The 24,183-nt window shown below is 63.9% G+C and carries 21 protein-coding genes and 2 tRNA genes; 10 read left to right on the plus strand and 13 right to left on the minus strand.

Annotated elements, in window-relative coordinates; all coding sequences use genetic code 11:
* Positions 1 to 87 precede the first annotated feature (87 nt).
* A complete protein-coding gene (locus tag ASD07_RS28505) occupies positions 88 to 567 on the plus strand; it encodes a hypothetical protein (protein WP_055938825.1) in 480 nt (159 codons plus the stop codon).
* A gap of 45 nt (positions 568 to 612) precedes the next feature.
* Here the strand turns inward: ASD07_RS28505 and ASD07_RS28510 are convergent, their stop codons facing one another.
* Positions 613 to 2,475, minus strand: coding sequence for a phosphoenolpyruvate carboxykinase (GTP) (locus ASD07_RS28510; RefSeq protein ID WP_055938829.1), 1,863 nt, complete (start codon positions 2,473 to 2,475; stop codon positions 613 to 615).
* Positions 2,476 to 2,823: 348 nt separating this feature from the next.
* Between ASD07_RS28510 and ASD07_RS28515 the strand changes: the two genes are divergently transcribed.
* Positions 2,824 to 3,774 (plus strand): D-2-hydroxyacid dehydrogenase family protein, encoded by a 951-nt coding sequence (locus ASD07_RS28515; RefSeq protein ID WP_055938832.1) that lies wholly within the window; start codon positions 2,824 to 2,826, stop codon positions 3,772 to 3,774.
* A 66-nt stretch (positions 3,775 to 3,840) separates the two neighbouring features.
* On the opposite strand, the gene ASD07_RS28520 is transcribed toward ASD07_RS28515, so the two are convergent.
* On the minus strand, positions 3,841 to 4,620 hold the full coding sequence (locus tag ASD07_RS28520; RefSeq protein WP_055939568.1) for a hypothetical protein: 780 nt from the start codon (positions 4,618 to 4,620) through the stop codon (positions 3,841 to 3,843).
* 116 nt (positions 4,621 to 4,736) lie between these two features.
* Between ASD07_RS28520 and ASD07_RS28525 the strand changes: the two genes are divergently transcribed.
* Positions 4,737 to 5,222 (plus strand): asparaginase domain-containing protein, encoded by a 486-nt coding sequence (locus ASD07_RS28525; protein ID WP_055938835.1) that lies wholly within the window; start codon positions 4,737 to 4,739, stop codon positions 5,220 to 5,222.
* A 1-nt stretch (position 5,223) separates the two neighbouring features.
* On the opposite strand, the gene dsbD is transcribed toward ASD07_RS28525, so the two are convergent.
* Together dsbD and ASD07_RS28535 are read right to left on the minus strand one after the other, a co-directional pair.
* Complete coding sequence (gene dsbD / locus ASD07_RS28530; RefSeq protein WP_055938839.1) at positions 5,224 to 6,684, minus strand: protein-disulfide reductase DsbD; 1,461 nt, start codon at positions 6,682 to 6,684, stop codon at positions 5,224 to 5,226.
* Positions 6,681 to 7,682 (minus strand): redoxin domain-containing protein, encoded by a 1,002-nt coding sequence (locus tag ASD07_RS28535; protein ID WP_055938841.1) that lies wholly within the window; start codon positions 7,680 to 7,682, stop codon positions 6,681 to 6,683. Before ASD07_RS28535 ends, dsbD begins: the two co-directional genes overlap by 4 nt.
* An 80-nt stretch (positions 7,683 to 7,762) precedes the next feature.
* Between ASD07_RS28535 and ASD07_RS28540 the strand changes: the two genes are divergently transcribed.
* A complete protein-coding gene (locus ASD07_RS28540) occupies positions 7,763 to 9,190 on the plus strand; it encodes a PLP-dependent aminotransferase family protein (RefSeq protein ID WP_055938844.1) in 1,428 nt (475 codons plus the stop codon).
* Here the strand turns inward: ASD07_RS28540 and ASD07_RS28545 are convergent.
* Genes ASD07_RS28545 through dinB form a run of 4 tightly spaced genes read right to left on the minus strand, consistent with a single transcriptional unit; the run spans position 9,187 to position 12,619 of the window.
* The gene (locus tag ASD07_RS28545; protein WP_055938846.1) at positions 9,187 to 10,083 is read right to left on the minus strand and encodes a recombination-associated protein RdgC; all 897 of its coding nucleotides are present in this window, start codon (positions 10,081 to 10,083) and stop codon (positions 9,187 to 9,189) included. The two genes, ASD07_RS28540 and ASD07_RS28545, sit on opposite strands and share 4 nt — an antisense overlap.
* Before the next feature lie 53 nt (positions 10,084 to 10,136).
* Positions 10,137 to 10,778: a hypothetical protein gene (locus tag ASD07_RS28550; RefSeq protein ID WP_055938849.1), complete on the minus strand. Its 642-nt coding sequence runs from the start codon at positions 10,776 to 10,778 to the stop codon at positions 10,137 to 10,139.
* On the minus strand, positions 10,775 to 11,413 hold the full coding sequence (locus ASD07_RS28555) for a hypothetical protein (protein WP_055938852.1): 639 nt from the start codon (positions 11,411 to 11,413) through the stop codon (positions 10,775 to 10,777). Before ASD07_RS28555 ends, ASD07_RS28550 begins: the two co-directional genes overlap by 4 nt.
* Positions 11,414 to 11,467: 54 nt before the next feature.
* On the minus strand, positions 11,468 to 12,619 hold the full coding sequence (dinB, locus tag ASD07_RS28560) for a DNA polymerase IV (protein ID WP_055938855.1): 1,152 nt from the start codon (positions 12,617 to 12,619) through the stop codon (positions 11,468 to 11,470).
* A gap of 81 nt (positions 12,620 to 12,700) precedes the next feature.
* On the opposite strand from dinB, the gene ASD07_RS28565 reads away from it, so the two are divergent.
* Together ASD07_RS28565 and ASD07_RS32185 are read left to right on the plus strand one after the other, a co-directional pair.
* Positions 12,701 to 13,525 (plus strand): ABC transporter substrate-binding protein, encoded by an 825-nt coding sequence (locus tag ASD07_RS28565; RefSeq protein ID WP_055938858.1) that lies wholly within the window; start codon positions 12,701 to 12,703, stop codon positions 13,523 to 13,525.
* 83 nt (positions 13,526 to 13,608) lie between these two features.
* Entirely contained in the window at positions 13,609 to 15,507 is a 1,899-nt protein-coding gene (locus ASD07_RS32185; RefSeq protein WP_082507621.1) for a methyl-accepting chemotaxis protein, read from the plus strand.
* On the opposite strand, the gene ASD07_RS28575 is transcribed toward ASD07_RS32185, so the two are convergent.
* Positions 15,504 to 16,313, minus strand: a complete 810-nt coding sequence (locus ASD07_RS28575) for a helix-turn-helix domain-containing protein (protein ID WP_200953874.1) — start codon at positions 16,311 to 16,313, stop codon at positions 15,504 to 15,506. The genes ASD07_RS32185 and ASD07_RS28575 overlap by 4 nt on opposite strands.
* Before the next feature lie 14 nt (positions 16,314 to 16,327).
* Positions 16,328 to 16,666, minus strand: a complete 339-nt coding sequence (locus ASD07_RS28580; RefSeq protein ID WP_055938861.1) for a nuclear transport factor 2 family protein — start codon at positions 16,664 to 16,666, stop codon at positions 16,328 to 16,330.
* A 101-nt stretch (positions 16,667 to 16,767) separates the two neighbouring features.
* Here ASD07_RS28580 and ASD07_RS28585 point away from each other — a divergent pair, with 101 nt between their 5' ends.
* Positions 16,768 to 17,397 carry a hypothetical protein gene (locus ASD07_RS28585; RefSeq protein ID WP_055938864.1) on the plus strand — a complete coding sequence of 210 codons (630 nt, stop codon included), beginning with the start codon at positions 16,768 to 16,770 and terminating at the stop codon, positions 17,395 to 17,397.
* Here the strand turns inward: ASD07_RS28585 and ASD07_RS28590 are convergent.
* Both ASD07_RS28590 and ASD07_RS31960 read right to left on the minus strand, forming a co-directional pair.
* Positions 17,390 to 18,649: a glycerate kinase gene (locus ASD07_RS28590; protein ID WP_055938867.1), complete on the minus strand. Its 1,260-nt coding sequence runs from the start codon at positions 18,647 to 18,649 to the stop codon at positions 17,390 to 17,392. The genes ASD07_RS28585 and ASD07_RS28590 overlap by 8 nt on opposite strands.
* Positions 18,646 to 19,917, minus strand: coding sequence for an MFS transporter (locus tag ASD07_RS31960; RefSeq protein WP_055938870.1), 1,272 nt, complete (start codon positions 19,915 to 19,917; stop codon positions 18,646 to 18,648). The genes ASD07_RS28590 and ASD07_RS31960 overlap by 4 nt, the downstream gene beginning before the upstream one ends.
* Positions 19,918 to 19,983: 66 nt before the next feature.
* Between ASD07_RS31960 and ASD07_RS28600 the strand changes: the two genes are divergently transcribed.
* The 3 genes from ASD07_RS28600 to ASD07_RS28610 all read left to right on the plus strand — a co-directional run bounded on the left by ASD07_RS28600 (position 19,984) and on the right by ASD07_RS28610 (position 22,365).
* Positions 19,984 to 22,095 carry a S9 family peptidase gene (locus ASD07_RS28600; protein ID WP_055938873.1) on the plus strand — a complete coding sequence of 704 codons (2,112 nt, stop codon included), beginning with the start codon at positions 19,984 to 19,986 and terminating at the stop codon, positions 22,093 to 22,095.
* A 100-nt stretch (positions 22,096 to 22,195) separates the two neighbouring features.
* Positions 22,196 to 22,271: transfer RNA gene (locus ASD07_RS28605), tRNA-Val, on the plus strand.
* Positions 22,272 to 22,288: 17 nt separating this feature from the next.
* Positions 22,289 to 22,365, plus strand: a tRNA-Asp gene (locus tag ASD07_RS28610).
* Positions 22,366 to 22,511: 146 nt separating this feature from the next.
* On the opposite strand, the gene ahpF is transcribed toward ASD07_RS28610, so the two are convergent.
* Complete coding sequence (ahpF, locus tag ASD07_RS28615) at positions 22,512 to 24,092, minus strand: alkyl hydroperoxide reductase subunit F (protein ID WP_055938876.1); 1,581 nt, start codon at positions 24,090 to 24,092, stop codon at positions 22,512 to 22,514.
* Positions 24,093 to 24,183 lie beyond the last annotated feature (91 nt).

Below are 24,183 nucleotides of genomic sequence, written 5' to 3' on the forward strand. Positions count from 1 at the left end.
ACCGAATTCTCATCATTATTGCGATAATAATAACTGATCAGAAAAATTGCCCGCGCACAATACGCGGTCGGAGAATGGGGGCAGGAGATGCTGTATCACCGCTTTGCATTTGCCATTGCGCTTGTCATCGGATGTTCTACAGCCAGCGCGGGGAGCCTGGCCAAGGCGTATGCCGACAAGTCGAACAACGTCCATGTCGTGACAGCGTCCGGCAAGGACATCAAGTTGACGACGGACCGGCGGGCGGATGACGTCCGGCTCGCGCCCGATGGCGAGTCCGCCACCTGGCTCGTACTTTCGTATTTCGCTGCGGATGGCAGGAAGTGGCCAACCGAGCTGCATGTCTATCACGCCGGCCGCACGCGCTCCAGCAAGTGCGGGCTGATCATTCGAGAATACTGGTTCTGGAAGGACGGCTCTCACGTCGCCACCGATTGCGGAGGCCTGCATTTCTCCGGAATCGAAACGCTGTACGAGCTGCGTACCATGAAAGAGGTCGACAGCTTCGACCAGGCGGAAGTACCGGTCGAGAAGCGTCCGGAATGGTCGACAGCGAGCAGGGAATAAAAAAACGCGCCACGTGGGCGCGTTTTTTGTCGAAGCGAAAGCAGCTTAGCCGTTCAGGCGCTGTTCCAGCTTGGCCATATTGTCCTTCAGCTCTTGCGGCAGGTGGTATGCCAGCTTCTCGAACAGTTCAGCGTGCAGTTTCAGCTCCGCGCGCCATGCGTCCTTGTCGATCGAGGTGATGGTCTCGAACTCTTCGGCGGTGAATGGCAGGCCGTCCCAGGAGATGTCGCCGTAGCGAGGAGTGGTGCCGAAGATGTTCTCGACGCCGCCGCCATTACCTTCAACACGTTCCAGCATCCACTTCAGCACGCGCATATTGTCGCCGAAGCCTGGCCATACGAAGTGGCCGTTTTCGTCGGTGCGGAACCAGTTGACGCAGAAGATCTTAGGCAGGGTGGCGCCCTTGCCTTCCAGGCGCTTGCCCATGTCCAGCCAGTGCTGGAAGTAGTCGCTCATGTTGTAGCCCATGAACGGCAGCATGGCGAACGGGTCGCGGCGCACCACGCCCTGCTGGCCGGCGGCTGCAGCGGTGGTCTCGGAGCCCATGGTCGCGGCCATGTACACGCCTTCGATCCAGTTGCGCGCTTCGGTTACCAGAGGCACGGTTGTAGAGCGGCGGCCGCCGAAGATGAAGGCGGAGATAGGCACGCCGGCTGGATCGTCCCACGCCGGGTCGATCACCGGGTTCTGGGTTGCAGCCACGGTAAAGCGCGCGTTCGGGTGCGAGGCCTTGGTGCCGGACGCCGGGGTCCAGTCCTTGCCTTGCCAATCGACCAGGTGCGCAGGCGCTTCCTTGGTCAGGCCTTCCCACCAGATATCGCCGTCATCGGTCAGTGCGACGTTGGTGAAGATGGTGTTCTCGTTCAGGCAGGACATGCAGTTCGAGTTGGTCTTGGTGTTGGTGCCAGGAGCCACGCCGAAGTAGCCTGCTTCAGGGTTGATCGCGTACAGGCGGCCATCCTTGCCCGGCTTGATCCAGGCGATGTCGTCGCCGATAGTGGTAACTTTCCAGCCGTCGAAGGTCTTCGGCGGGATCAGCATGGCGAAGTTGGTCTTGCCGCAAGCCGATGGGAAGGCCGCAGCAACGTAGTGCTTCTTGCCTTCCGGGGACTCAACGCCCAGGATCAGCATGTGTTCCGCCAGCCAGCCCTCGCCGCCGTTCTTGGCGTCGTTGTAGCCCATGGTGGAAGCGATGCGCAGCGCAAAGCACTTCTTGCCCAGCAGCGCATTGCCGCCGTAGCCGGAACCGTAGGACCAGATTTCGCGGGTTTCCGGGAAATGCACGATGTACTTGGTGGCGTTGCATGGCCATGCCACGTCTTTTTCGCCGGCAGCCAGCGGCTTGCCAACGGTGTGGATCGCCGGCACGAACTCGCCATCGGTACCCAGCACGTCATACACGGCCTTGCCCATGCGGGTCATGGTGCGCATGTTGACGGCGACGTATGGGGAGTCGGACAGTTCCACGCCGATGTGGGCGATCGGCGAACCCAGTGGGCCCATCGAGAACGGCACCACGTACATGGTACGGCCAGCCATGCAGCCGTCGAACAGGCCGTTCAGGGTGCCGCGCATTTCCTGCGGGTCCATCCAGTTGTTGGTCGGGCCGGCCGCTTCCTTGGTCTGCGAGCAGATGAAGGTGCGGTCTTCAACGCGGGCGACGTCGGTCGGGTCGGAGCAAGCCAGGTAGGAGTTTGGACGCTTTTCGGCGTTCAGCTTCTTCATGGTGCCCGCGGCAACCATTTCAGCGCACAGGCGGTCGTATTCTTCCGCCGAGCCATCGCACCAGTAGATGCGGGCAGGCTTGGTCAACGCGGCAACTTCCGCCACCCAATTGATCAGTTTTTGCTGTTTGATGTAAGCTGGTGCGTTCATAGTTGCAACGCCTCCCATAACGGGCTGATTCATAGTACCTCCAATGCCAATAAAGAATTCTGTCTTGTCCCGGCACGGCAGGAATCGTCGTCAGCTGATAGCTTGCGCGGAAGAATTTTGCTTACTTCGGCGAAATACGGCGGTTCTGTCGATGCGCCCGATTACTCGAGGGCGCAAGCGCCAGGCGGGGGGGTGCTCAGGCGCTGGAACATATACTGCTGGAGCCTGGTTGGGCTCCTTGAATTGGCCGATTGTACACCTGCGATCCAGCGATTCCGACCAAAATGTAGGAATATTGCCCGACCAATGTAGTAGGCTATTCCAGATATTCACAAACCTGTTATTTCCCTACTATTTTCATCACAAAATCTGCTAACTGACATGAAAATTGCGATTCTCGATGATTACCAGGATGCAACGCGTAGCCTGGAATGCATCAAACTGCTGGATGGCCATGAGGTCAAGATTTTCAACAATTCCGTGCGCGGCATGGGGCAACTGGTGGCCCGGCTGGCGCCATTTGAAGCGCTGGTCTTGATCCGCGAGCGCACTGCGTTTAGCCGAACATTGCTGTCCAAACTGCCCAATTTGAAAGTGATTTCGCAGACTGGCAAGGTAAGCGGCCACGTCGACATGGAGGCCTGCCGCGAGCTTGGCATCACCGTGCTGGAAGGCGTCGGCTCGCCGACTGCGCCAGCCGAGCTGACCTGGGCGCTGGTAATGGCGGCGAGGCGCAAGCTGTTCCAGTACGCAGGCAAGCTGCGCGATGGGCAGTGGCAGCAAGTGTCGATCAGTCACGAGCACAACACGCTGGGCCTGGTGTTGGCCGGCAGCACGATGGCGATCTGGGGCTACGGCAAGATCGGCAAGCTGGTGGCGGGTTATGCGAAGGCGTTTGGCATGCGCGTGATCGTCTGGGGTAGCGAGTCGAGCCGCGCGGCAGCGGCGGCCGACGGCTACCAAGCGGCGGCTTCGCGCGAAGCATTTTTTGCGGAGGCGGATGTGCTGTCGCTGCACCTGCGCCTTGCCGACGGCACGCGCGGCGTCGTCACCGCCGAAGACCTGGCGCGCATGAAGCGCGATGCCTTGTTCGTCAACGTCAGCCGTGCCGAGCTGGTTGCGAGCGGCGCTTTGGAAGAAGCGCTGAAGTCCGGCCATCCAGGCTATGCAGCACTGGACGTGTTCGAAACCGAACCGCTGCCGGAAAATTCGCCGCTGCTGCGCATGCCGAATGTGCTGTGCACCCCGCACCTAGGCTACGTCGAGAAAGCCAGTTACGAGCTGTACTTCGGCCACGCCTTCCAGAACCTGGTCAAGCACCTCAACGGCTGAGCCCGTGTCACACCTTGGGGTCATCACGGGGACGCCGAGTCCCTAAGTGTGACACGAGCTGAAGCATTACACGGCTGTGTCCGTGTCACAGTTGGGGTGTGACCCCAGGGTGTGACACGGGCTGGGCTGTGGGGGCATGGCGTGGACTTTGCTCCAGAGGCCGGCCCAGCCTGGGGGCCAGGTGATCGATTCGCCGCTGTAGGGCGGGAGGTTGGCGCGGACCGGCGCTACTGGCACCGGCGGCATGTCGGTCAGCGGCCCGCCATGGGGGCGCTGCATGTCGAGGCTGTACATGTAGCCGGGGAGCAGGGCGTCGCAGACTTGGGCGAACCAGTTGGTGTGGTCTTCGTCGCGGCCGAGGGCTTGCGCCAACCCGTGCGGGTCGAACCTGGCCAGCGCGTGCACCAGTTCTTCCGTCGTGGCGCCGGGCTGGTCGCCCCAGCCCATCACGGGATTGAAAATGTAGTCGGCGCCGGAGCCGTACCAGCCTTCGCGCCAGGAGCGCTGCATCCAGTCGCGCGGTCCGGTGAACAGGTGCCAGCGCCAGTGCAGCCCGGATGCCTTGGGCCAGGAGTACAGGTATAACTTCTGGTAGCCGGCCTTGTGCAATTCGCGCACCACCGCCATCAACCGCGCATGCGGCATGCGGTCGGGCGGGGCGCGGCGGAACAGGATTGCTTCGCCGTCGGCAAACTGCACTTCGTCGGTGGAGAGATTCAGGTCGAGCGTGCGCGACTCGTTGCCAAACCGGGCGGAAATCCAGCCGGTCAGCAAATTGACAGCCGTAATCACGCCATACCCGCGGTAGCGGTGGAAAATCACGGTTCCTGGTGCGAGCGCTTTCATGGTCTTGCCGGGCAAAAAACCCAGTGTAGTCAACTGTTCAGCGGAATGCCAGCCGGAAGGCGCAAACTTTTTTCGGCTATCATGCACGCCATTCATCGATTTCATTTTAATTCATCATGACCCTGCGTATCATCGCCACCGGCGGCACCTTCGACAAGCATTACAACGAACTGAATGGCACCCTGGCTTTCACCGAAAGTCACTTGCCTGCTGCGATCAAGCGCGCCCGCATCACCACGCCTTGCGAGCTGGAAGTCGTGTCGCTGCTGGATTCTCTGGACATGGTGGATGCCGACCGCCAGCGCGTGCTGGCTGCTTGCCAGGGCGCTCCCGAGAAAGCGATCGTGATCGTGCACGGCACCGATACCATGCCGCAGACCGCTGCCGTCCTCGGCCCCGCGATCAAGGACAAGACCATCGTTTTCACCGGCGCCATGATCCCTTACGAGATCGATAATTCCGACGCGTTCTTCAATATGGGGTTTGCCTGCGGCGTGGCGCAAGTGCTGCCGCCCGGCGTGTACGTGGCGATGAATGGCCAGATCTTCGCGTGGGATAACGTGCAGAAGAACAAAGCGGCCGGTGTGTTCCAGCCGCTCTGAATCATTTGAGTCTCGCCAGCGTTTGCTGGAAGCGCGCGGCGTCCTGGTAGCCGATTACGCGCGCCCGCTCTTTGCCCCCGCCATCGAACAGAATGATGGCGGGCGGTCCAAACAGGCCATAGCGTTTCAGCAGGGCCTTGTCTTCCTCGCTATTGGCCGTGACGTCGGCCTGTAGCAGCACGGTGCCTTCCAGGGCTGACTTCACCGGCGCGGCGCGGAAGGTGAACTTTTCCATTTCCTTGCATGATATGCACCAGTCGGCGTAGAAGTCGAGCATGACGGGGCGGCCTTTCGCCAATTCGGCCTCGAGCTGTTGCACATTGGCGACCGGCTTAAACGGAAGCGCGGAAACGTGAGGGTTAGGTAGCAGCGGCCACGCCATCCACACGGCCAGCGCCAGCAGCATGATGCCGAAGCCGCGCTTGACCCATTCCATCCATGCACCAGCGCGCGGCAGCAGGCTGCCAGCCGACAGGCCGACCAGCACCAGCGGCACGCTCATGCCGGCCGCCATTGCAAACAGCGCGCTGCCGCCGACCAGCACGTCGCGCGTCTGGCTGATGTAGACCAGCGCGCCTGCCAGCGGTGCTGCCACGCAGGGGCCGACCATCAGCGCGGAGATGGAACCCATGCCGAATACGCCCGCCAGCTTGCCGGCTGTGCGGCGATTGGCGCTGTCGGCCAGGCGCGATTGCAGGATCGCAGGCAATTGCAGTTCGTAGAGGCCGAACATCGAGAGCGCCAGCGCGGAAAGCAGCAAGGCAAAGGCGCCGATCAGCCACGGTTTTTGCAGCGAAGCGGCTAAGCCTTCGCCGGCCAGTCCGGCTGCGACGCCGAAGGCGGTGTACACCAGTGCCATGCCCAGTGAGTAGGCGCCAGACAACAGGAGGCCGCGCCGGCGGCTTGGCTTTGCGCTGTCGCCGACTATGATCGAAGACAGGATCGGAACCATCGGCAGCACGCAGGGCGTGAAGGCCAGGCCAAGGCCAAGCAGCAGGAACAGGGGCACGATCGTGAGTAATTGGCCGCCTTGCAGCGCTTGCGCCAGCGGTGCCGCCGCCTCCAGCGTGACGCCGGAATCCATTGGCGAGTAGCACAGGCCCGCGTCGGCGCAGCCCTGGCTCGTCACGCGCAGCACGAAGGGACCTTCGCCCTGCACCGGCACGCGCAACGTGACGCGGTGGCGGTAGGTTTCCACCTCCTTGTCGAAGGTCTGGTCGAATTTCACTTTACCTGGCGGCAGTTCGGGTGCACCCAGTTTGGCCCCGTCCGCAGTGAAGCGGAACCGGTCGCGGTACATGTAGTAGCCGTCGGCAATGTCGAAACTGACCTCGGCGGCGCCGCCGTCCGCCATCCGCGCCGAGAAGCGAAATGCGGCTTCGGGTTCGAGGAAGTCCCCAGCCATCGCCCGAGCCATCCCCAGCGCTGCGAGCAGCAGCGCCAGCAACAGGCGCCGCATCATTGCACCTGCAAGGCTTGCACTGCCTGCGCCAGGCCGCGCTCTTCAGGGCCCATGACGCGCGCTACGCGGCCTTGCCGGTCAAGCAGAACAATGCTGGGAATCTGGCGTACGCCGAAGGCATTGAATAGCGCTCCGTCCTTGTCCAGCCGCATGGCCATGCGCGACTTTTTGCTGCGGGCGAATTCCGCGACCTCCTTTTCCGACGACCATACCGGCGATGCGACGGCAGTCCATTCAACCCCCGGCGTTGCGGCCAGCGCCTCGGCTTCTTCACGCATGCGTTGGCAGGCCTGTGCAATCGCAGGGCGGCTTTCGCGAAAATAGGATTCGCACCAGGGGGAAAAGAACATCAGGGCGCGCGGCTTGTCCTGTACGACGGGCAGCGGCAGGCCTTGCGCAATGTCGCCAACTTTCAGGGCTGGACGGGGCGCCGCAGCAGCAGCCGGCGCCAGCGCCAGGGGAGTCGCGACCGCGCGTTCGTTTACCGCGCTTTGCAGGGCGTTCTCAAGTTCCTTGTCGTGCAAATGGCCGATGTGCCGGATGCGACCATCGCGGCCAATCACGATGTGCTGCGGCGTTACGCGAAGGTTCAGGTTGGCCGCCAGCGAACCGTCATCGATGACGATTGGCATATGCAGGCCATGCTGGCTGCGGTAGTTTTTCACTTCCGATTCGGTATCGCTGTAGCCGGCATTGACTGCGACCACGGCAAGCTTGTCGCCGTACTGCTGGAAAGCCTTCTTGAACGCGGGCATCTGCTCTCGGCAGGGAACGCACCAGGTGGCCCAGAATTTGAGGTAGACCGGCTGCTTGCCGTAGTACGAAGCGAGGTCGATACGCTGGCCGTCAATGGTTTGCAGTACAGCGGCGGGACCCGGCTGGCCTAACAACGCCTTGCCGGCCAGTCTGGCGCGGCTGGCGCCGCTGCCTGCTTCATCGGCATGGGCGGCGACGGTGGAAAGGCTCACCAGCAGTGCGGTGATCAGGGGTTTGAACATGATGGCTTTCGTGGATTGGTAGGAAAACCATGGTACCTTTGCCTTGGTTCACTCTAAAGACGCAAGAATGCGCTGAATTTATGTACCATTCGATCAAGCTCGCCATTGACCGCAAAGCCGCTGCCACGTTGGCAGACCAGATCTTCCTCGGCCTGCGCGGGGCGATCAGCGATGGCCGCCTGGCGCCGCAGGCACGGCTGCCGTCCTGGCATGACCTGGCGGCTCAACTGGGAGTCGCGCGCGGCACGGTGCGGCAGGCTTATGAGCGGCTGCGCGATGAACAACTGGTCTACGCCGCAGGCGCGGCCGGCACTTTCGTCTGTGCCGGAGGCGCTGTGGCAGGCGCAGGCCGGCAAGGCAGCGAGTCTACACGCGCTGCACCGGGTGCTGCAGTGCTGGAAGTGGTGCGGGCCTTTCCCGGTCGCGCCGTCAGCACCAAACCTTTCCAGGTCGGCGTGCCGGCCCAGGATGCCTTTCCCTTCAAGACCTGGTCGCGCGTGATGGGCCGGGCTGCCCGCGCAGCGGCTGCGTTGCCCCTGTCCTATCCCGATCCGCGCGGCGAATATTCCCTGCGCGCGGAAATCGCGGCTTACCTGTGCGTGGCGCGCGGGCTCGATTGCACGCCCGGGCAGGTGCTGGTCTGCAACGGCTACGCTGGCGCGCTGGGACTGGTCCTGCGTGCACTCGAGTTGAAAGGCGAGCAGGCATGGATTGAACAGCCGGGGTATATGGCTACCCGCGATGCGCTCGCTGCGGCGGGCCTGCAGCTGGTGCCGGTCCCGGTCGATGCCGAAGGACTGGACGTGGCAGCCGGTGTGCACCTGGCGCCACGTGCCAAACTGGCGGTGGTGACGCCTGGCCAGCAGGCGCCGCTCGGCGTTACGCTGTCGCTGCGCAGGCGCCAGGTCTTGCTGGAGTGGGCGGCGCAGGCCGGCGCCTGGATCATCGAGGACGACTACCTGGGCGAATTGCAGCCGCAAGGCCGCGCCGCGCCGGCATTGGCATCGCAGGACCGCAAAGGCCGCGTGCTACACCTTGGCACGTTCAGCAAGACGCTGACCCCTTCGCTAAGGGTGGGTTTCCTCGTAGCGCCGCCGGAGCTGGCCGACTTGCTGGCGCAAACGGCTTCCATTTGCGCCAGCGCGCCACCGCCGGTGGTGCAGCTGGCCGTTGCGGAGTTCCTGCATAGCGGCGCCTACCTGCGCCATTTGCGGCACATGAAGCGCTTGTACCAGGAGCGCAGGAACGCATTGGGCGCGGCGCTGGAACAGCTGGGCGCGGTCCATGCGCCGGCGGCACTGGGCGTGCTGCTGCAATTGCCGCAGGGAGTCAACGATGTGGAAGTCGCTACGCGGGCACGCAGCCTTGGCATGGCGCCATCCGCCTTGTCCGGATGGTATGCCGGGGCAGCACCCGCCAGCGGCGGGCTGCTGCTTGGTGTGACCAATGTGCCCGAGGACACGGCTGCGGGCTATTGCGAGCGCCTGCTGGCGCTCACGCGGTCTTAAGCTTTCGCTTCGCCGCCCAGGGCGTCAACCACATCCTGCAGCAGCTTGGACAGCTCGCCGGTCATCAGCATGAAGTCGCCGTCGAAGCGTTCGTCGTCGTTACGGGTAACGGCGTCGTTTTCCTTCATCACGTCCAGCGGCTTGACGCCCTTGATGGCCAGCGCTTCGGTCAGCACGAAGCTGATCTTGCTGTCCCAGGTCATGGCCAGGCGGGTGCACTGCTTGCCGGCCGCGATGTGGCGGCGCACTTCTTCCGGCTCCAGGGTGTGGCGCACATAGCGCACCGCCGCCTTGCTCTCGCCGGTGGCGCGCAGTTCGGTGTCCATGTCGACGGTGAAGCCGGCCGGCGCTTCGTCGTCCTGCAGCCAGGCGGTCATCACGCCGACTGGCGAACGCTGTACGCGCAGGCTCTCGATCGGCATGCGGTCGACCGCTTTCAGCAGCATCTTGATGATGTCGTCGGCCTTGGCCGGGCTGGCGGCATCGACCACCAGCCAGCCGTTGACCGGGTCGATCCAGCACCAGGTGTTGCTGCGGATGGTGAAGGCGCGCGGCAGCAGTTCGTCGTGCACGCGTTCCTTGAGTTCTTTCATGGCTTTCTTGCCAGGGGCGAAGCCTTGCTGCTCTTCCATTTCAGCAGCGCGCGCCTTGGCAACCTGGTTGACCACGGTCGATGGCAGCAGCTTTTTCTCGGTGCCCAGCACCATCAGCATCTGCTTGTTGACGACGTGCACCAGGCCGCCGTTCGGGCGCGGTTTGTCCCAGCCCTGGCGCATCAGCTCATTGCTGCTGGCAGGAGAGAAGGACTGCGGCTGGAGGGCCTCTTCGAGTTGTTCTGGAGTAAATGCCCAAGGCGCGGGCAGACGGTAGACCTGGAGATTCTTAAACCACATACTTGTTTGCAGCCTAGCTGAGCATTTTCAAAGGAACGACATTTTAGCAGGAGCTATTTGGGGCAGCGAACGATAAATGTTTTACCGTTGTTGTCGACGGCGTTCAGCCCTGCCTTGTCGCGGTTGCCGCGCTTGAGAATGCAGTAGCTGCCGAGGGGCGTGGTGACGCGTGCCAGGCTGTCGCCGTTGGGCAACACCGTTTCGGTCATCGAAAAGGCACCGGACCCTTTGTAGGCCAGGGCGATGTCCTGCGCCAGTTTCGGTTCGTGCGCCAGGGCCCGGTCATTGTCATTTTTGCTCTCTTTGCGCAGTTCGCGGTCGACCCCGATGGCCGCTGAACGGGCTCGCTCAACCAGGCTTCGCACCTCGGGCGCCGGTTGCGCGAAGGGATCGGGCGCAGCCGCCTCCGGTGGCAGCTCGGCCCGCGGCGGCATGCTGGCGGCTGCCGGGACTGCGGGTCCTGCCGCCGTGGGCAAAGGCGCTGCACTGCGGCGCGAGCGCGGCGCCGAGGGAACCCGCGGCGCCTCCGGTTGCGGCTGCCGGTCCGCGATGTGCATCAGGAATACCATCTCCCCCTCACGCTGCGCCTCGGTCGCAATGGTGGGCGTTGCGGTCAAGCGCCAGCAAACCAGCAGGGCCAGGTGCAGGCCAGCAATCGGGAGCAGCCAGCCATGCCGCCGTCGCAGCGCGCTCATGGGCAGGTCTTCACTTGATATTTGTTTCCGTCGCGGAAAGGGTCCTGCCCCGCCGCCCCCACCAGGTTCACCACTTCGCACCATTCCTGGCCGCCGGCGCGGTAGCGTTTCACGCTGCGGCCGTCAGCCATGGTGGAGACTTGCTCGAGCACCACTTCCCCTTTATAGGCGCGGGCCAGCTGCCGGGCCAGCGGACTTTGCTCTGGCACAATGGTGGCGAACTGGTTCAGGCTTTCCTTGCGTAGCTGGCGGTCAACGCCGGCGGCCAACTTGCGGTTTCTCTCGAGCAGGCTCTCAGCCGGCGCCGCCGGTTTGGCAAACGGATCGCCGGGATCGCCGGCGCTCGCCGGCACCGTCACTGCCTCGGCGAGCGCCGGCTCGCTAACGGACGCTGCGGGCGCGGGGACGGCGCGGACCGAGGGCAGGGGCGGCTTCGGCCGCCCCGCCGCGCGCCGGGCAGGCGCGGCGGCGGTGCTGGGCTCGGGAGGCGCCAGCAGGTAGACCAGTTCGCTTTCACGCAGAGGACCGGCTTCGCGCCGCTCGGGCAGGCCGCGCCAGCACAAGAACACTGCAAGGTGCAGCAGGGCGATAACGGCCAGCCAGGCGCGCCGCGCCGGGCGGAAATCTGCTTGCATAGGGTATTCCGTTTTGCAGCCGGACTCAGCTTGCCAGCTCGCGTAGCGAAAATATCACATATTGGCAAAAAGATCACCCTGCGCCGGCTGGGCTTGGGCGGCCTCTTCCAGCGTGCACAGGGCCGACATGCGCACGCCGAGCAGGCGCAGCCGGTCATCCAGCGGCACCCGGCGCAGGCATTCGCCGGCGGCGCGGCGGATGGCGGCGGCATCGGCCGTGGGCGAGGGCAGGGTCAGGTCGCGCGTCACGGTGCGGAAGTCGGCATAGCGCAGCTTGATGCCCACGGTGCGGCCGGCGTAGCGCTTGCGCGCCAGGTCATCGGCCACCTTCTGGCACAGGCGGGTGAAGATCTCGGACAGCTCGGCGCGGTCGCGCTTGACGTGCAGGTCGCGCGAAAAGGTGGTTTCGCGGCTGACGCCTTTCGGCTCGCTGCGCGTGGCAAGCTCACGCTCGTCGTGGCCATGGGAAATGCGCTGCAGCCATTCGGCGTAATTGAGGCCGAAATGCTCCTGCAGCAGGGCTGGGTCGGCCGCTGCCAGCTGGCCCACCGTGTCGATGCCGAGCGCGACCAGCTTTTTCTCCGCCTTGGGGCCAATGCCGTTCACCTTGCGCACCGCCAGCGGCCAGATGCGCGCCGCCACGTCGTCATGGCCGACCACGGCCAGGCCGTTGGGCTTTTCCAGGTCGGAGCAGATCTTGGCCAGCAGTTTGTTGGGCGCCACGCCGATCGAGCACGACAGCCCGGTGGCGGCGCGCACCGCGTCCTTGATGCGCTGGGCCAGTTCGCGCGTTTCACCCTCGACCTCGGTCAGGTCGATATAGATTTCGTCAATGCCGCGGTCTTCGATCTGCGGGGCGATGGCGGCCACCGCCGCCTTGAACAGGCGCGAGTACTTGCGGTAGGAATCGAAATCCACCGGCAGCAGGATGGCGTCCGGCGCCAGCGCCGCCGCCTTCATGGTGCCCATGGCGGAAAACACGCCCAGCGCCCGCGCTTCATAGGTGGAAGTGGTAATCACGCCACGCCCCGCGTAATCGCGCAGGCGGGAAAACTCGCGGGTGCCGTCCGGCAGCTCGCGCGGCTGGTGGCGTCCGCCGCCGCCGATCACGACGGGCAGGCCGCGCAATTCCGGATAGCGCAACAGCTCCACGGACGCGTAAAAGGCGTCCATGTCGAGGTGGGCAATGCGGCGGGGCCAGTCCATAACAAATAGTCGAGTTCGCTTGTGATACTGTAATTATATACAGCATTTTACGCAAGGTGCCCACTGGATATACTGCTGGGCATGCGCATCCTTCCACTGCTGTTCGCTTTCGCCGCCGTCCCGGCCCTTGGCGCTGCCACCTGCCCCGCTCCCTTGCATGCCGGCGCCAGCGATCTTGGCCTGGCGTCGTTCCGCGAGGACGACAAGGTCGGCGGAGCCGCCATCGACGTTGTGCGGGAACTGGCGCGGCGCACCAACTGCCCCCTGAATATCAGCTGGTACCCGCGGGCGCGGCTGTGGGCCGAGTATGCAAACGGCCGCATCAACCTGACCGCGAGTTCCGCCCGCAGCGCCGAACGCGACCGCCTGGGCCAGTTCGTGCCTTTTGTGACGACGCGCTTCGACCTGGTGCTGTCGCACCGCGTGCCGGCCACCTTCAAATCGCTGGCTGAACTGGTGGAGCATGGCAGCGCGCGCCTGAACCTGGTACGCGGCATCCTGTATGCGCCTGAAGTCCTGACCCAGGTCGAGCGGCTGCGCGGGCAAGGCCGGGTCGAGGTGGTCAACGACTTTGATATCGCTTTCAGGAAAATGGCCTCGCAGCGCGCCGAGGCGACCCTGGCGCCGATGACCATTTACTCGCGCTACCTGCAAAGCGCCGGCCTGCAAAAGCAGGCCCGCGTGATGCCGGTGACCGAATCGGCAGCCGTGCTGGCCGGCGCCTATCTTTCGCGCGACGGCCTGGCGCCGGCGGCGCGCAAGGTGTTTGCCGAAACCTTGCTTGGCATGGTGGCCGACGGCACCGTGGCTCGCATTTACGGCAAGTATGTCGGCGAGGCGAATGGCCGCAGCCTGGTGCCGGACCACGGGCGTGGCATCATTTCCGCCTACCAGCCGGCACCCTGAGTTTGCTGTGGCGCTGATCGCGGCGCCGCGTTACCATGCCTGTGCGATCATCGAAACAAAAACCACTTTCCGGCGAGGCTTGCATGAGCTTTTCGAACATGAATATCGGTGTCAAGCTGGCGCTCGGTTTTGCGCTGGCTATTGCGATCCAACTGGCGATGTCGCTGACGGGGATCAGCCGCCTGAGCCACAACGCGAACCTGACGGACAGGCTGATCAGCGATCGCTACCTGAAGGTGCAGCTGACCAACGAAATGCGCAGCTATTCCAACCGTTCGGCGCAGGCGCTGCGCAACGCCATGCTGGCACCGGACAAGATCAGCAGCGATGGCTTCCTGGCCAGCATGGCGGACGCCGACAAAGCGGGTGCCGCGGCTGCGGAGAAACTGCAGAAGATCCTGCTGTCGGACGAGGCGAAGAAGCTGTTTGCCGAGGAAACCCAGGCGTTTGAAACCTTCCGCGCCAAGCGCGACGAAGTGCTCAAGCTGTTCAAGGACGGCGACCAGGACAGCGCGGTGCAGATCCTGTTCAAGCAGGCCATTCCGCTGCAGAACGCCTACTTCGGCAAGCTCGATGCGATCCTGGATCAGCAGAACAAGCTGATGGCGCATGATGGCGATGAGGCGACCAGGTCCGCTTCCAATGCAACGATGCTGATGATCGGCCTGCTGGTGCTGGCGACGATATTGTCGATTCTGGCAGGGTACCTGATCACGCGTTCGGTAACGGGCCCCTTGCTGCAAGCCGTGGAAGTAGCGGAGACCGTGGCGCACGGCGACCTGACTGCCGACATCGACACCAGCCGCAAGGATGAAACCGGGCGCTTGCTGCATGCGCTCAAGGACATGGTGGCTTCCCTCAAAAGCACCGTAGGTTCGGTTCGCACTTCCACCGATACGATCAATACCGCGGCAGCGGAGATCGCGGCGGGCAACCTGGACCTGTCGCGCCGCACCGAACAACAGGCGGCAAGCCTGGAGGAAACCGCCTCGTCGATGGAAGAGTTGACGTCCACGGTGCGCCAGAATGCGGACAACGCGCGCCAGGCCAACCAGCTTGTGGTGTCGGCGGCGGCCCACGCCAACGAGGGCGGGCAGGTGGTGGGCGAGGTGGTCGATACCATGGGCGGGATCAAGGCCAGTTCGGCGCGCATGGCGGACATCATCAGCGTGATCGATGGCATTGCGTTCCAGACCAATATCCTGGCGCTGAATGCCGCTGTCGAAGCGGCACGCGCCGGCGAACAGGGGCGCGGCTTTGCCGTGGTGGCGTCGGAGGTGCGCAACCTTGCGCAGCGCAGCGCTGCGGCGGCCAAGGAGATCAAGGAGCTGATCGACGATTCGAACGCGAAGGTCGATGCCGGCGGTGCGCTGGTGGATCGCGCCGGGGCCACCATGCAGCAGATCGTGGCATCGGTGCAGCAGGTGGCGGACATCATGAACGAGATTACGTCGGCCAGCCAGGAGCAATCCTCCGGCATCGAGCAGGTGAATACGGCCATCGTGGAGATGGATAACGCGACGCAGCAGAATGCCGCGCTGGTGGAACAGGCTGCGGCTGCGGCGCGCAGCATGCAGGAGCAGTCGGAGCGGCTGGTGGAGGCGGTGGCGGTGTTCCGGATGGAAGGCTCGGCAGGGACATATTTGGCGGCGCGGACGCCGGCGGCTCCTGCCGCCCGCGCAGTCAGCGTGCCGGCGCGCGCGACAATCCCGCCGTTGCGGGCAGCACGCGGGACGGCCGGCGCCGGCCTATCGCGGCGCGCGGCGGCCGCGGCCAGCGGGCAACCGAGGGCCAGGGAAGCGGCGGCGGACGACATCATCGAGGCCGACGTCGCGGCTACGCAAGCCTCCGCCGGAGCGCGCAGCGCATCGGCAAAACCTGCGGCAAAACCTGCGGCAAAACCTTTGGCAAAATCCCCGGCAAAACCTGCGGCAGCACCAGCGCGCGCAACGCCTCCTGGCGACGACTGGGAAGAGTTTTAAGCCGGCAGCTTGCGGAACCACTCCGCCGTCGCCTCGTCGGCGGGGAAGAACGCCTCCATGCGCAGTTCATGCAGCGTCACGTCATGCGGCGTGCCAAGCGTGGTGATGGTGGTGAACAGATTGAGTTCCACGCCGTCCTTGCGCACCGTGAACGGCAGGAATGGCAATGCGCGGCGATCCAGGTTGGCAGTCTGCGACGCGGCCCGGATGCCCGGCATCGCCAATAGCTCCTCCAGCAGCCTGGTCGCTTCGCTGCCAGGCCCATCGCCCATGGCCTCGCGCTGGATCCACTGCAGCAGGTCGGCGCTGACATCTTCCCAGTTGACGATGTACTTGCGCAGGCCATCCGGCGCCAGCGTCAGCTTGATGACATTACCGGTGCTGGGCGGTCCGTCGAGCAGCCACTCGATCATCTTGCCGGCCGGGCCATTGCTCATGACCAGGTTCCACAAGCGGTCCACCACCAGCGCTGGATAAGGCGCCTGCTGCCGCAGCATGAAATCCAGCGCCTGCATCACCGCCTTCATCTCGGGGTCGGACAGGTTGCGCTCCTGGTAGGCCGGCGCATAGCCGGCCGCCAGCAGCATCACATTGCGCTCGCGCAGCGGGATATCCAGCACGATGCCGAGTTTCAGGATCATCTCGCGGCTGGGCTGCGAGCGCCCGCTTTCCAGGAAGCTGATATGGCGCTGCGAGATGCCGCTCTCGGTCGACAGCCGCAGCTGGCTGAAGCCGCGCTTGCTGCGCCAATAGCGCATCGCCGCCGCGAAATCGCTGAAATACTGCCCTGGTGCTGCTGCGCCCATTCGCCCGCCTTTCCTTAATCGAGGAACCCGGTTACGCTGGCCAGGCGGCCATCGGCCGCAAGCACCGCGATGTCGGTGCCGCGCGCCACCGGATCTGCTCCCGGCGCGCCCAGCGTCCATGAGAAGCGTAGCATGTCGTTGTGGCTGGCCGGGGCACCGGACAGCTCGAAGCGGTGGCCGGGAAAGAGGCCCTGCGCAGCGCCGATCATCGCCTCCAGGCCTTCGTGGCCGGCGCCTTGCATCAGCGGGTCCTTGTAGGCTGCAGCCGGATCAAAGGCTGCCTCCACTGCTGCGCGGCGGGCGCCGGTGTCGCGTTCATTCCAGGCGGCCAGGTATTTTTCGACGATTTGCATGGTGTTTCTCCTATCGTTGGTTGGTGAGGCCATTGTCAACAAATCGGCGCCGTGCGACGATTACCTCCCAGGTAATAGAAAATGAAGAACAGGAGCATTACGTGAAATCGATTTTGTTTGCGGCCAGCCTGGCCATCACCAGCGCCACCGCTGCGGCAGCGGCCGCAGCGCCATCGGCATCAGCGAAGGCGGCCAAGCCTGCCGCCGCTCCGGCCCCAGCCGCCGTGCAGGTGCAGACGCGCGAGGTGCCGGTCAATGACTTCATGCAGGGCCGCCTGCCGTTCCAGATTGCCCTGAACGTGCCTGTACCGGCGGAGTTCCAGCAGTCCAAGGTCAAGAAAATCGGCTATTCATACTGGATGCGCCCTGAGGATGCGGCGACAGCCACGGCCGCCAACCTGCCGACCCGCAATGGCTACATGTACGGCTCGACCGCCACCAACGTCACGTACGACCCGGCCCACCATGTGTTCTACGGCATCAACGATCCGGGCTCGCTGAACAAACTGCGCGGCGCAGCGACCAATATCCAGGTTCAGGAGTTCAAGGAGGCGAAGAACCCGGCCGTGATGATTTCCATGATCAGCGGCACCACGGGTCAGCCGGCCTACTTCATGTACATGGCAACCGGCAAGAAGAAGGAGACCTTCTTCCTGTCCTACCGTGCACCGGATGGCCGCAAGGACATTGGCGATGCGGTGTGGGCCAAAATGGCCGCCGCCATCAAATAACCAGGATCGCCCGGAAGTCGTTCACATTGGTGCGCGTGGGCCCGGTGACCACCAGGTCGCCCAGTGCGGAGAAGAAGCTGTAACCGTCGTTGTTGTCGAGCAGGGCTTGCGCGTCGAGTCCCAGCGCGGCGGCGCGCTGCAGCGTCTCCGGCCCCAGCACGGCGCCGGCATTGTCTTCGGTGCCGTCAATGCCGTCGGTATCGCAGGCAATGGCGTGTACGCCCGGCGTGCCTTGCAATGCAACGGCCAGCGCCAGCAGGTATTCCGCATTGCGTCCACCGCGGCCCGAGCCGCGCACGGTGACGCTGGTTTCTCCACCGGACAGGATGACGCACGGCGCCCGCAGCGGGCTGCCATGATGGATCACGCCCTGCGCCAGCGCCGCATGCGATACCGCCACGGTCCGCGATTCGCCCTCCAGCCGGTCGCTCAATATGAGCGGGCGCAGGCCCTCGGCGCGGGCGACGTCGGCCGCCGCCTGCAGGGCATGCCTGGCGGATGCAATCACGGCCACGCTATTGCGCGCCAGGCGCGGGTCGCCGGGCTTGGGGGTTTCCTGCGCCGGGTCTTCCAGCACGGCGCGCACGGCCGGTGCGATCTCGATGCCATATTGCTGCAGGATGCGCAGCGCGTCCTGCGCGGTCGATGCATCGGCCAAGGTAGGGCCACTGGCCACTACCGCCGGATCGTCGCCAGGCACGTCCGACAGCACCAAGGTCACCACGCGCGCCTCGCCGCAAGCCAGCGCCAGCCTGCCGCCCTTGACGGCCGACAGGTGCTTGCGCACGATATTGATGTCGCCGATCGGCGCGCCGCTGCGCAGCAGGGCCTTGTTGATGTCACGCTTCTGTTCCAGCGTCATGCCGGGGGCCGGCAGCGACATCAGCGCCGAACCGCCGCCGGACATCAGGCACAGCACCATATCGTCCGGTCCCAGCCCGCGTACGGCGGCCAGCATGCGGCGCGCGGCGGCCTGGCTGGCGTCGTCCGGCACCGGGTGGCCGGCCTCGATCACCTCCACCTGCCTGGTTGGCGCCCCGTGGCCGTAGCGCGTCACCACCACGCCGCTGAGGGGACCATGCCAGCGCCGCTCCACGCCCTGCGCCATGCGCGCAGAAGCCTTGCCGGCGCCGATGATGACGGTGCGGCCTTTGGGCGGCGGCGGCAGGTGGGCCGCGATGGTTTCCAGCGGGTCGGCGGCGCGCAGCGCGGCGTTGAACAGTTCGGACAGCAGCTCGCGGCCAGTCTTCACAGCATTTCTCCTTTGCTGCCGACGCACAGCAGCACCAGTGCGCCGCCGGCGGCCAGGCTGGCTGCCACCAGCAGCATGCCGTTGGCCGTGCTGTGCGTTGCATCCTTGATCGCGCCCACCAGGTAAGGGCTGGCGAAGCCGGCCAGGTTGCCCAGCGAATTGATCATGGCGATGCCTGCCGCCGCCGCCGAGCCGCCCAGCATGGCTGTCGGGATGCTCCAGAACACCGGGAAGGTGCTGAGGATGCCCGCCGTCGCCACGCTCAGCGCGGCCAGCGCCAGCACCGGGTTGTTGGCATAGTGCGTCGACGCCAGCAGCGCCGCTGCGCCGATGAAGGCCGCCAGCGCAACGTGCCAGCGGCGCTCGCCCGTGTGGTCCGAATGGCGCGCGACCAGGATCATCGCCACCGCGGCGATACCGTACGGGATGGCCGTCAGCAGGCCGATATCCAGCACGTCCTGCACGCCGCTGTTGCGTATCAGCTGCGGCAGCCAGAAGCCCACGCCGTACAGTCCCATCACGAGCAGGAAGTACGCCAGGGCGAGGATCCACACCCGGCTGCTGCCGAACACATGGCGCAGGCCCCATTGCGCGCGCGGTGCGCCGTCGCTTGCCAGCTCGCGTTTCAGCAGCGCCTTTTCCTCATCGCTCAGCCAGCCCGCATCATCGATGCCATCGTCCAGCAGCGCCAGCGTCAGCACGCCCAGCACCACTGCCGGCAGGCCCTCCAGCAGGAATAGCCACTGCCATCCGGCCAGGCCGCCATGTCCGGCGAAATGCGACATGATCCAGCCCGATAGCGGTCCGCCCACCACGCCCGCCACGGCGACGCCGCTCATGAAGATGGCGACGATGCGGGCGCGCCGCTGCGCGGGATACCAGTAGGTCAGGTACATGATCACGCCGGGGAAGAAGCCTGCCTCCGCCACGCCGAGCAGGAAGCGCATCGCGTAGAAACTGGTCGAGCTGGTGGTGAACAGCATGGCCGCCGACAGCAGGCCCCAGCTGGCCATGATGCGCGCGATCCAGCGCCGCGCACCAACGCGCAGCATCAGCAGGTTGGATGGCACCTCGCACAGGAAGTAGCCGACGAAGAAGATACCGGCGCCCAGTCCGTACACGGTATCGGAGAACTGCAAGTCGGCCTGCATCTGCAGCTTGGCAAAGCCGACGTTCACCCGGTCCAGGTATGCCACCACGTAGCATAGGAACAGGAAGGGCAGCAGGCGCTTGCCGACGCGCGCATACAGCTTTTCGGTAGTGATCATTCTTGTTGTATTTCTAACTATGGCACCCTAGAATCATTGCACATTTTCCCCCTTGGAGCTGAAGAAGTGAGCAAACACCTTATCACCGGCCTGCTGTTACCCCTGCTGGCCGCACCAGCCTTCGCCGCGGACCTGCCGCAGCCGCCGATCGCCGAAAAAACGCAATGGATGGAGACCCGCCACGGCGAGCAGGTGAGCGACGATTACCGCTGGCTGCAGGAAAAGACCAATCCTGCCGTCATTGAATACCTGAATGCGGAAAATAGCTATACCGCCGCCATGACCGAAGGCATCAAGCCCTTCGCCGATGCCTTGTACAAGGAGTTCAAGGATCGCACGATGCCGGCCGACCTGTCGGTGCCTGCGCGCCGCGGCGATTACTACTATTACACCCGGATTGAGGCGGGCAAGCAGTACCAGCTCAACTGCCGCCGCCTGGCAGCCAAGGACGGCAGCTACGACGCCTCCGCTGCGGAAGAAATCATGCTGGACCAGAACGCGATGGCTGAAGGCCTCAAGTTCTTCCACGTGGGGATGATGGTCGCCAGCCCGGACGCCAGGCTGCTGGCCTATACCACCGATAACAACGGCTTCCGCCAATATGAGCTGCACGTGAAGGACCTGGCCAGCGGCAAAGTGCTGTCGACCAGCATGCCGCGCGTGACCAGCGTAGCCTGGGCTGCCGACAACAAGACCCTGTTCGTCGTACAGGAAGATGCCACCACCAAGCGCGCCGACCGCCTGTTCCGCGTTACGCTCGACGGCCAGCCTGAGCAGGTCTACCACGAGGCTGTGGAGCAGTTCTCGCTGGACGTGATGGGCAGCCTGGATCGCAAGCATATCTACCTGCTGTCCGGCGCGACCGATACCACCGAAGTGTTCATGCTGCCGGCAGACCGGCCGAAGGGCAGCTTCAAGTCCGTGCTGGGCCGCAGCAAGGGCCACCGCTACTTCGTCAGCCACCGCGACGGCCAGCTCTACATCCGCACCAACAAGGACGCCAAGAACTTCCGCCTGGTCAGCGCACCGGTCGCCAACCCGAAAAAGTGGACCGAGGTCATCCCGCATGACAAGGACACCCTGCTGCAAGGCGTGAGCTTGTTCAAAGGCTTCCTGGCGGTGAACGAGAAATCGCGCGCCCTGGGCCGTACCCGCATTTACGACTTCGGCAGCAAGAAGTGGCTGACCGTGAAGTTCGACGACGAGGTGTATGTGTCCACGCCTTCCACCAACCTCGATTACGGCCTGGCCAAATACCGCATCAGCTACCAGTCGCCGCTGGCCCCGCCCGCCACCATCGACGTGGACATGAAGACCGGCGAACGCACCGTGCTGAAAAAGCAGGAGGTGGCGGGCGGCTTCGACTTCAGCCAATACGAGACCAGACGCCTGTGGGCAACCGCGCGCGACGGCGTGAAAGTGCCGATCTGGGTCGCCTACAAGAAAGGCGTGAAGCTGGATGGCTCGGCGCCGATGGTGCTGTACTCCTACGGCTCTTACGGCATTGCGCAGGAAGCGAACTTCTCGCTGACCCGACTGAGCATGCTGGAACGCGGCGTGATCTACGCGGCGGCGCATATCCGCGGCGGCAACGACATGGGCGAGCAATGGCATGACGACGGCATGCTGATGCACAAGAAGAACACCTTCAACGACTTCATCGACAGCGCCGAATACCTGGTCAAGGAAAAATGGACTTCGCGCGAGCGCCTGGCGATCCAGGGCGGCAGCGCCGGCGGCCTGCTGATGGGTGCCGTGGTGAACATGCGTCCCGACCTGTTCAAGGCGGTGCACGCGGCTGTGCCGTTCGTCGACGTGATGAACACCATGATGGATGCCAGCCTGCCGCTGACTACCGGCGAATACCTGGAGTGGGGCAATCCGAACGAAAAACCGGCGTACGACTACATGCGCAGCTATTCCCCGTATGACAACATCTTATTGAAAGATTATCCAGCCATGCTGGTCACCACCGGCCTGAATGACAGCCAGGTGATGTACTGGGAGCCGGCCAAGTACGTGGCCAAACTGCGCCGCAATAAGACCGACAGCAATCCGCTGCTGCTGAAGGTGAACATGGGAGCGGGCCACGGCGGCTCGTCCGGCCGCTATAACGCGCTGGGCGAGAAAGCCTTCGAAATGGCCTGGCTGCTGTCGCAAATCGGGGTTGCCAGATAATTTTGAGGTTTTTTGGAAAAACGCTTGCGCAGGTTCGAAAATCCATCCTATAATGCGGCCTCTTCTGAACGTTGTGACAAACGTTCAACAGTGAAGGCAGGGGCGCTTAGCTCAGTTGGTAGAGCGGATCCCTTACAAGGATTAGGTCGGGAGTTCGAGCCTCTCAGCGCCCACCAGTCACTGCGGAAGAATTGGAGCGGTAGTTCAGTTGGTTAGAATACCGGCCTGTCACGCCGGGGGTCGCGGGTTCGAGCCCCGTCCGCTCCGCCAATATTCAGAGAAAAGCCCCGAAGAAATTCGGGGCTTTTTTCATTTCCAGAACCGGTAAACCTGTGTCAGGCACAAGTGCCTGACACTGTCTGCTCATCTCGCACACCAGGGGTCAGACCCTTGGGTCTGCCCCCCGCCTTACCGGTTTAAGCAGCAATCGCCGCCGGCTCATCATCCGCCGAAGAGCGGATCAGGTAATCGAACGAGCCCAGTGCCGCCTTCGCGCCTTCACCGACCGCGATCACGATCTGCTTGTACGGCACCGTGGTCACGTCGCCTGCGGCAAACACGCCGGTCTCCGAAGTCTGCCCCTTGGCATCCACCTCGATCTCGCCATGCTTGGACAGGTCGATGGTGCCCTTCAGCCATTCGGTATTCGGCACCAGGCCAATCTGCACGAACACGCCTTCCAGCTCTATGCGATGCGACTGGCCGCTCTCACGGTCGGTATAGCTCAAGCCATTGACCTTCTTGCCGTCGCCGTGAACCTCGCTGGTCTGCGCCGATTTGATCACCTTCACATTGCGCAGGGTGGCCAGCTTGCGCTGCAACACCGCATCCGCGCGCAGTTCCGCGCCGAATTCGATCAGGGTCACATGCTCCACGATGCCGGCCAGGTCGATCGCCGCTTCCACGCCAGAGTTGCCGCCGCCGATCACCGCTACGCGCTTGCCCTTGAACAGCGGGCCATCGCAGTGCGGGCAGTAGGCAACGCCGTGGTTGCGGTATTCCTTCTCGCCCGGCACATTGATTTCGCGCCAGCGGGCGCCGGTCGAAATGATCACGGACCTGGCTTTCAGCACGGCGCCGCTTTCGGTGTGGACTTCCTTGATCTTGCCCGGCACGATCTTCGAAGCGCGTTGGGTGTTCATGATGTCCACGTCGTATTCCTTGACGTGCTGCTCCAGTGCGACCGCGAATTTCTGGCCGTCGGTTTCCTTGACCGAGACGAAGTTCTCGATCGACAGCGTATCCAGCACCTGGCCGCCGAAGCGGTCGGCAATCACGCCGGTGCGGATGCCTTTGCGCGCCGTGTAGATGGCCGCAGCAGCGCCTGCAGGGCCGCCGCCGACGATCAGCACGTCGAACACGTCTTTCTTGCTCAATTCAGCCGCAGCGCGGGCCGAGGCGCCGGTATCCAGCTTGGCGAGGATTTCCTCGACGTTGGTGCGGCCCTGGCCGAAGTGCTGGCCGTTCAGGTACATCATCGGCACAGCCATCACCTGGCGTTCCTCGACTTCTTTCGGGAACACGCCGCCATCCACTGCCACCACCTTGATGCGCGGGTTGATCACGGACATGGCGTTCAGTGCCTGCACCACTTCAGGGCAGTTGTGGCAGCTCAGTGAGATGAAGGTTTCGAAGACGAAATCGCCGTCCAGGTTGCGGATTTGCTCGATGACTTTTTCATCCAGCTTGATCGGGTGGCCGCCGACTTGCAGCAGTGCCAGCACCAGGGAGGTGAATTCGTGGCCCATCGGGATGCCGGCGAAGCTCACGCCGATATCGCTGCCTTTGCGGGTGATGTCGAAGGAAGGCTTGCGGGCCTTGTCGTCAGCGCCTGCAACGATGGTAATCTTGCCGTGGCCTGCGGATACGATGTCCTGCAGCAGGGCCGACATTTCCTGCGATTTGGCGGAGGCGTCGGTGTTCGCCACGATCTCGATCGGGTGGACAACGCGCTCCAGGTAGGAGGAGAGTTGGGCTTTCAGGTCTGCGTCCAGCATGGCTATTCCTTTCTTGATTAGTCGCTTGCGGTAGGTACCGCTTCAACGCCCCAAGGCGACCCCGTGGGGTCGCCTGTTCAAGCCATTAGCA

The sequence above is a fragment of the Duganella sp. Root336D2 genome (assembly GCF_001425005.1).
GTDB lineage: Bacteria > Pseudomonadota > Gammaproteobacteria > Burkholderiales > Burkholderiaceae_D > Rugamonas.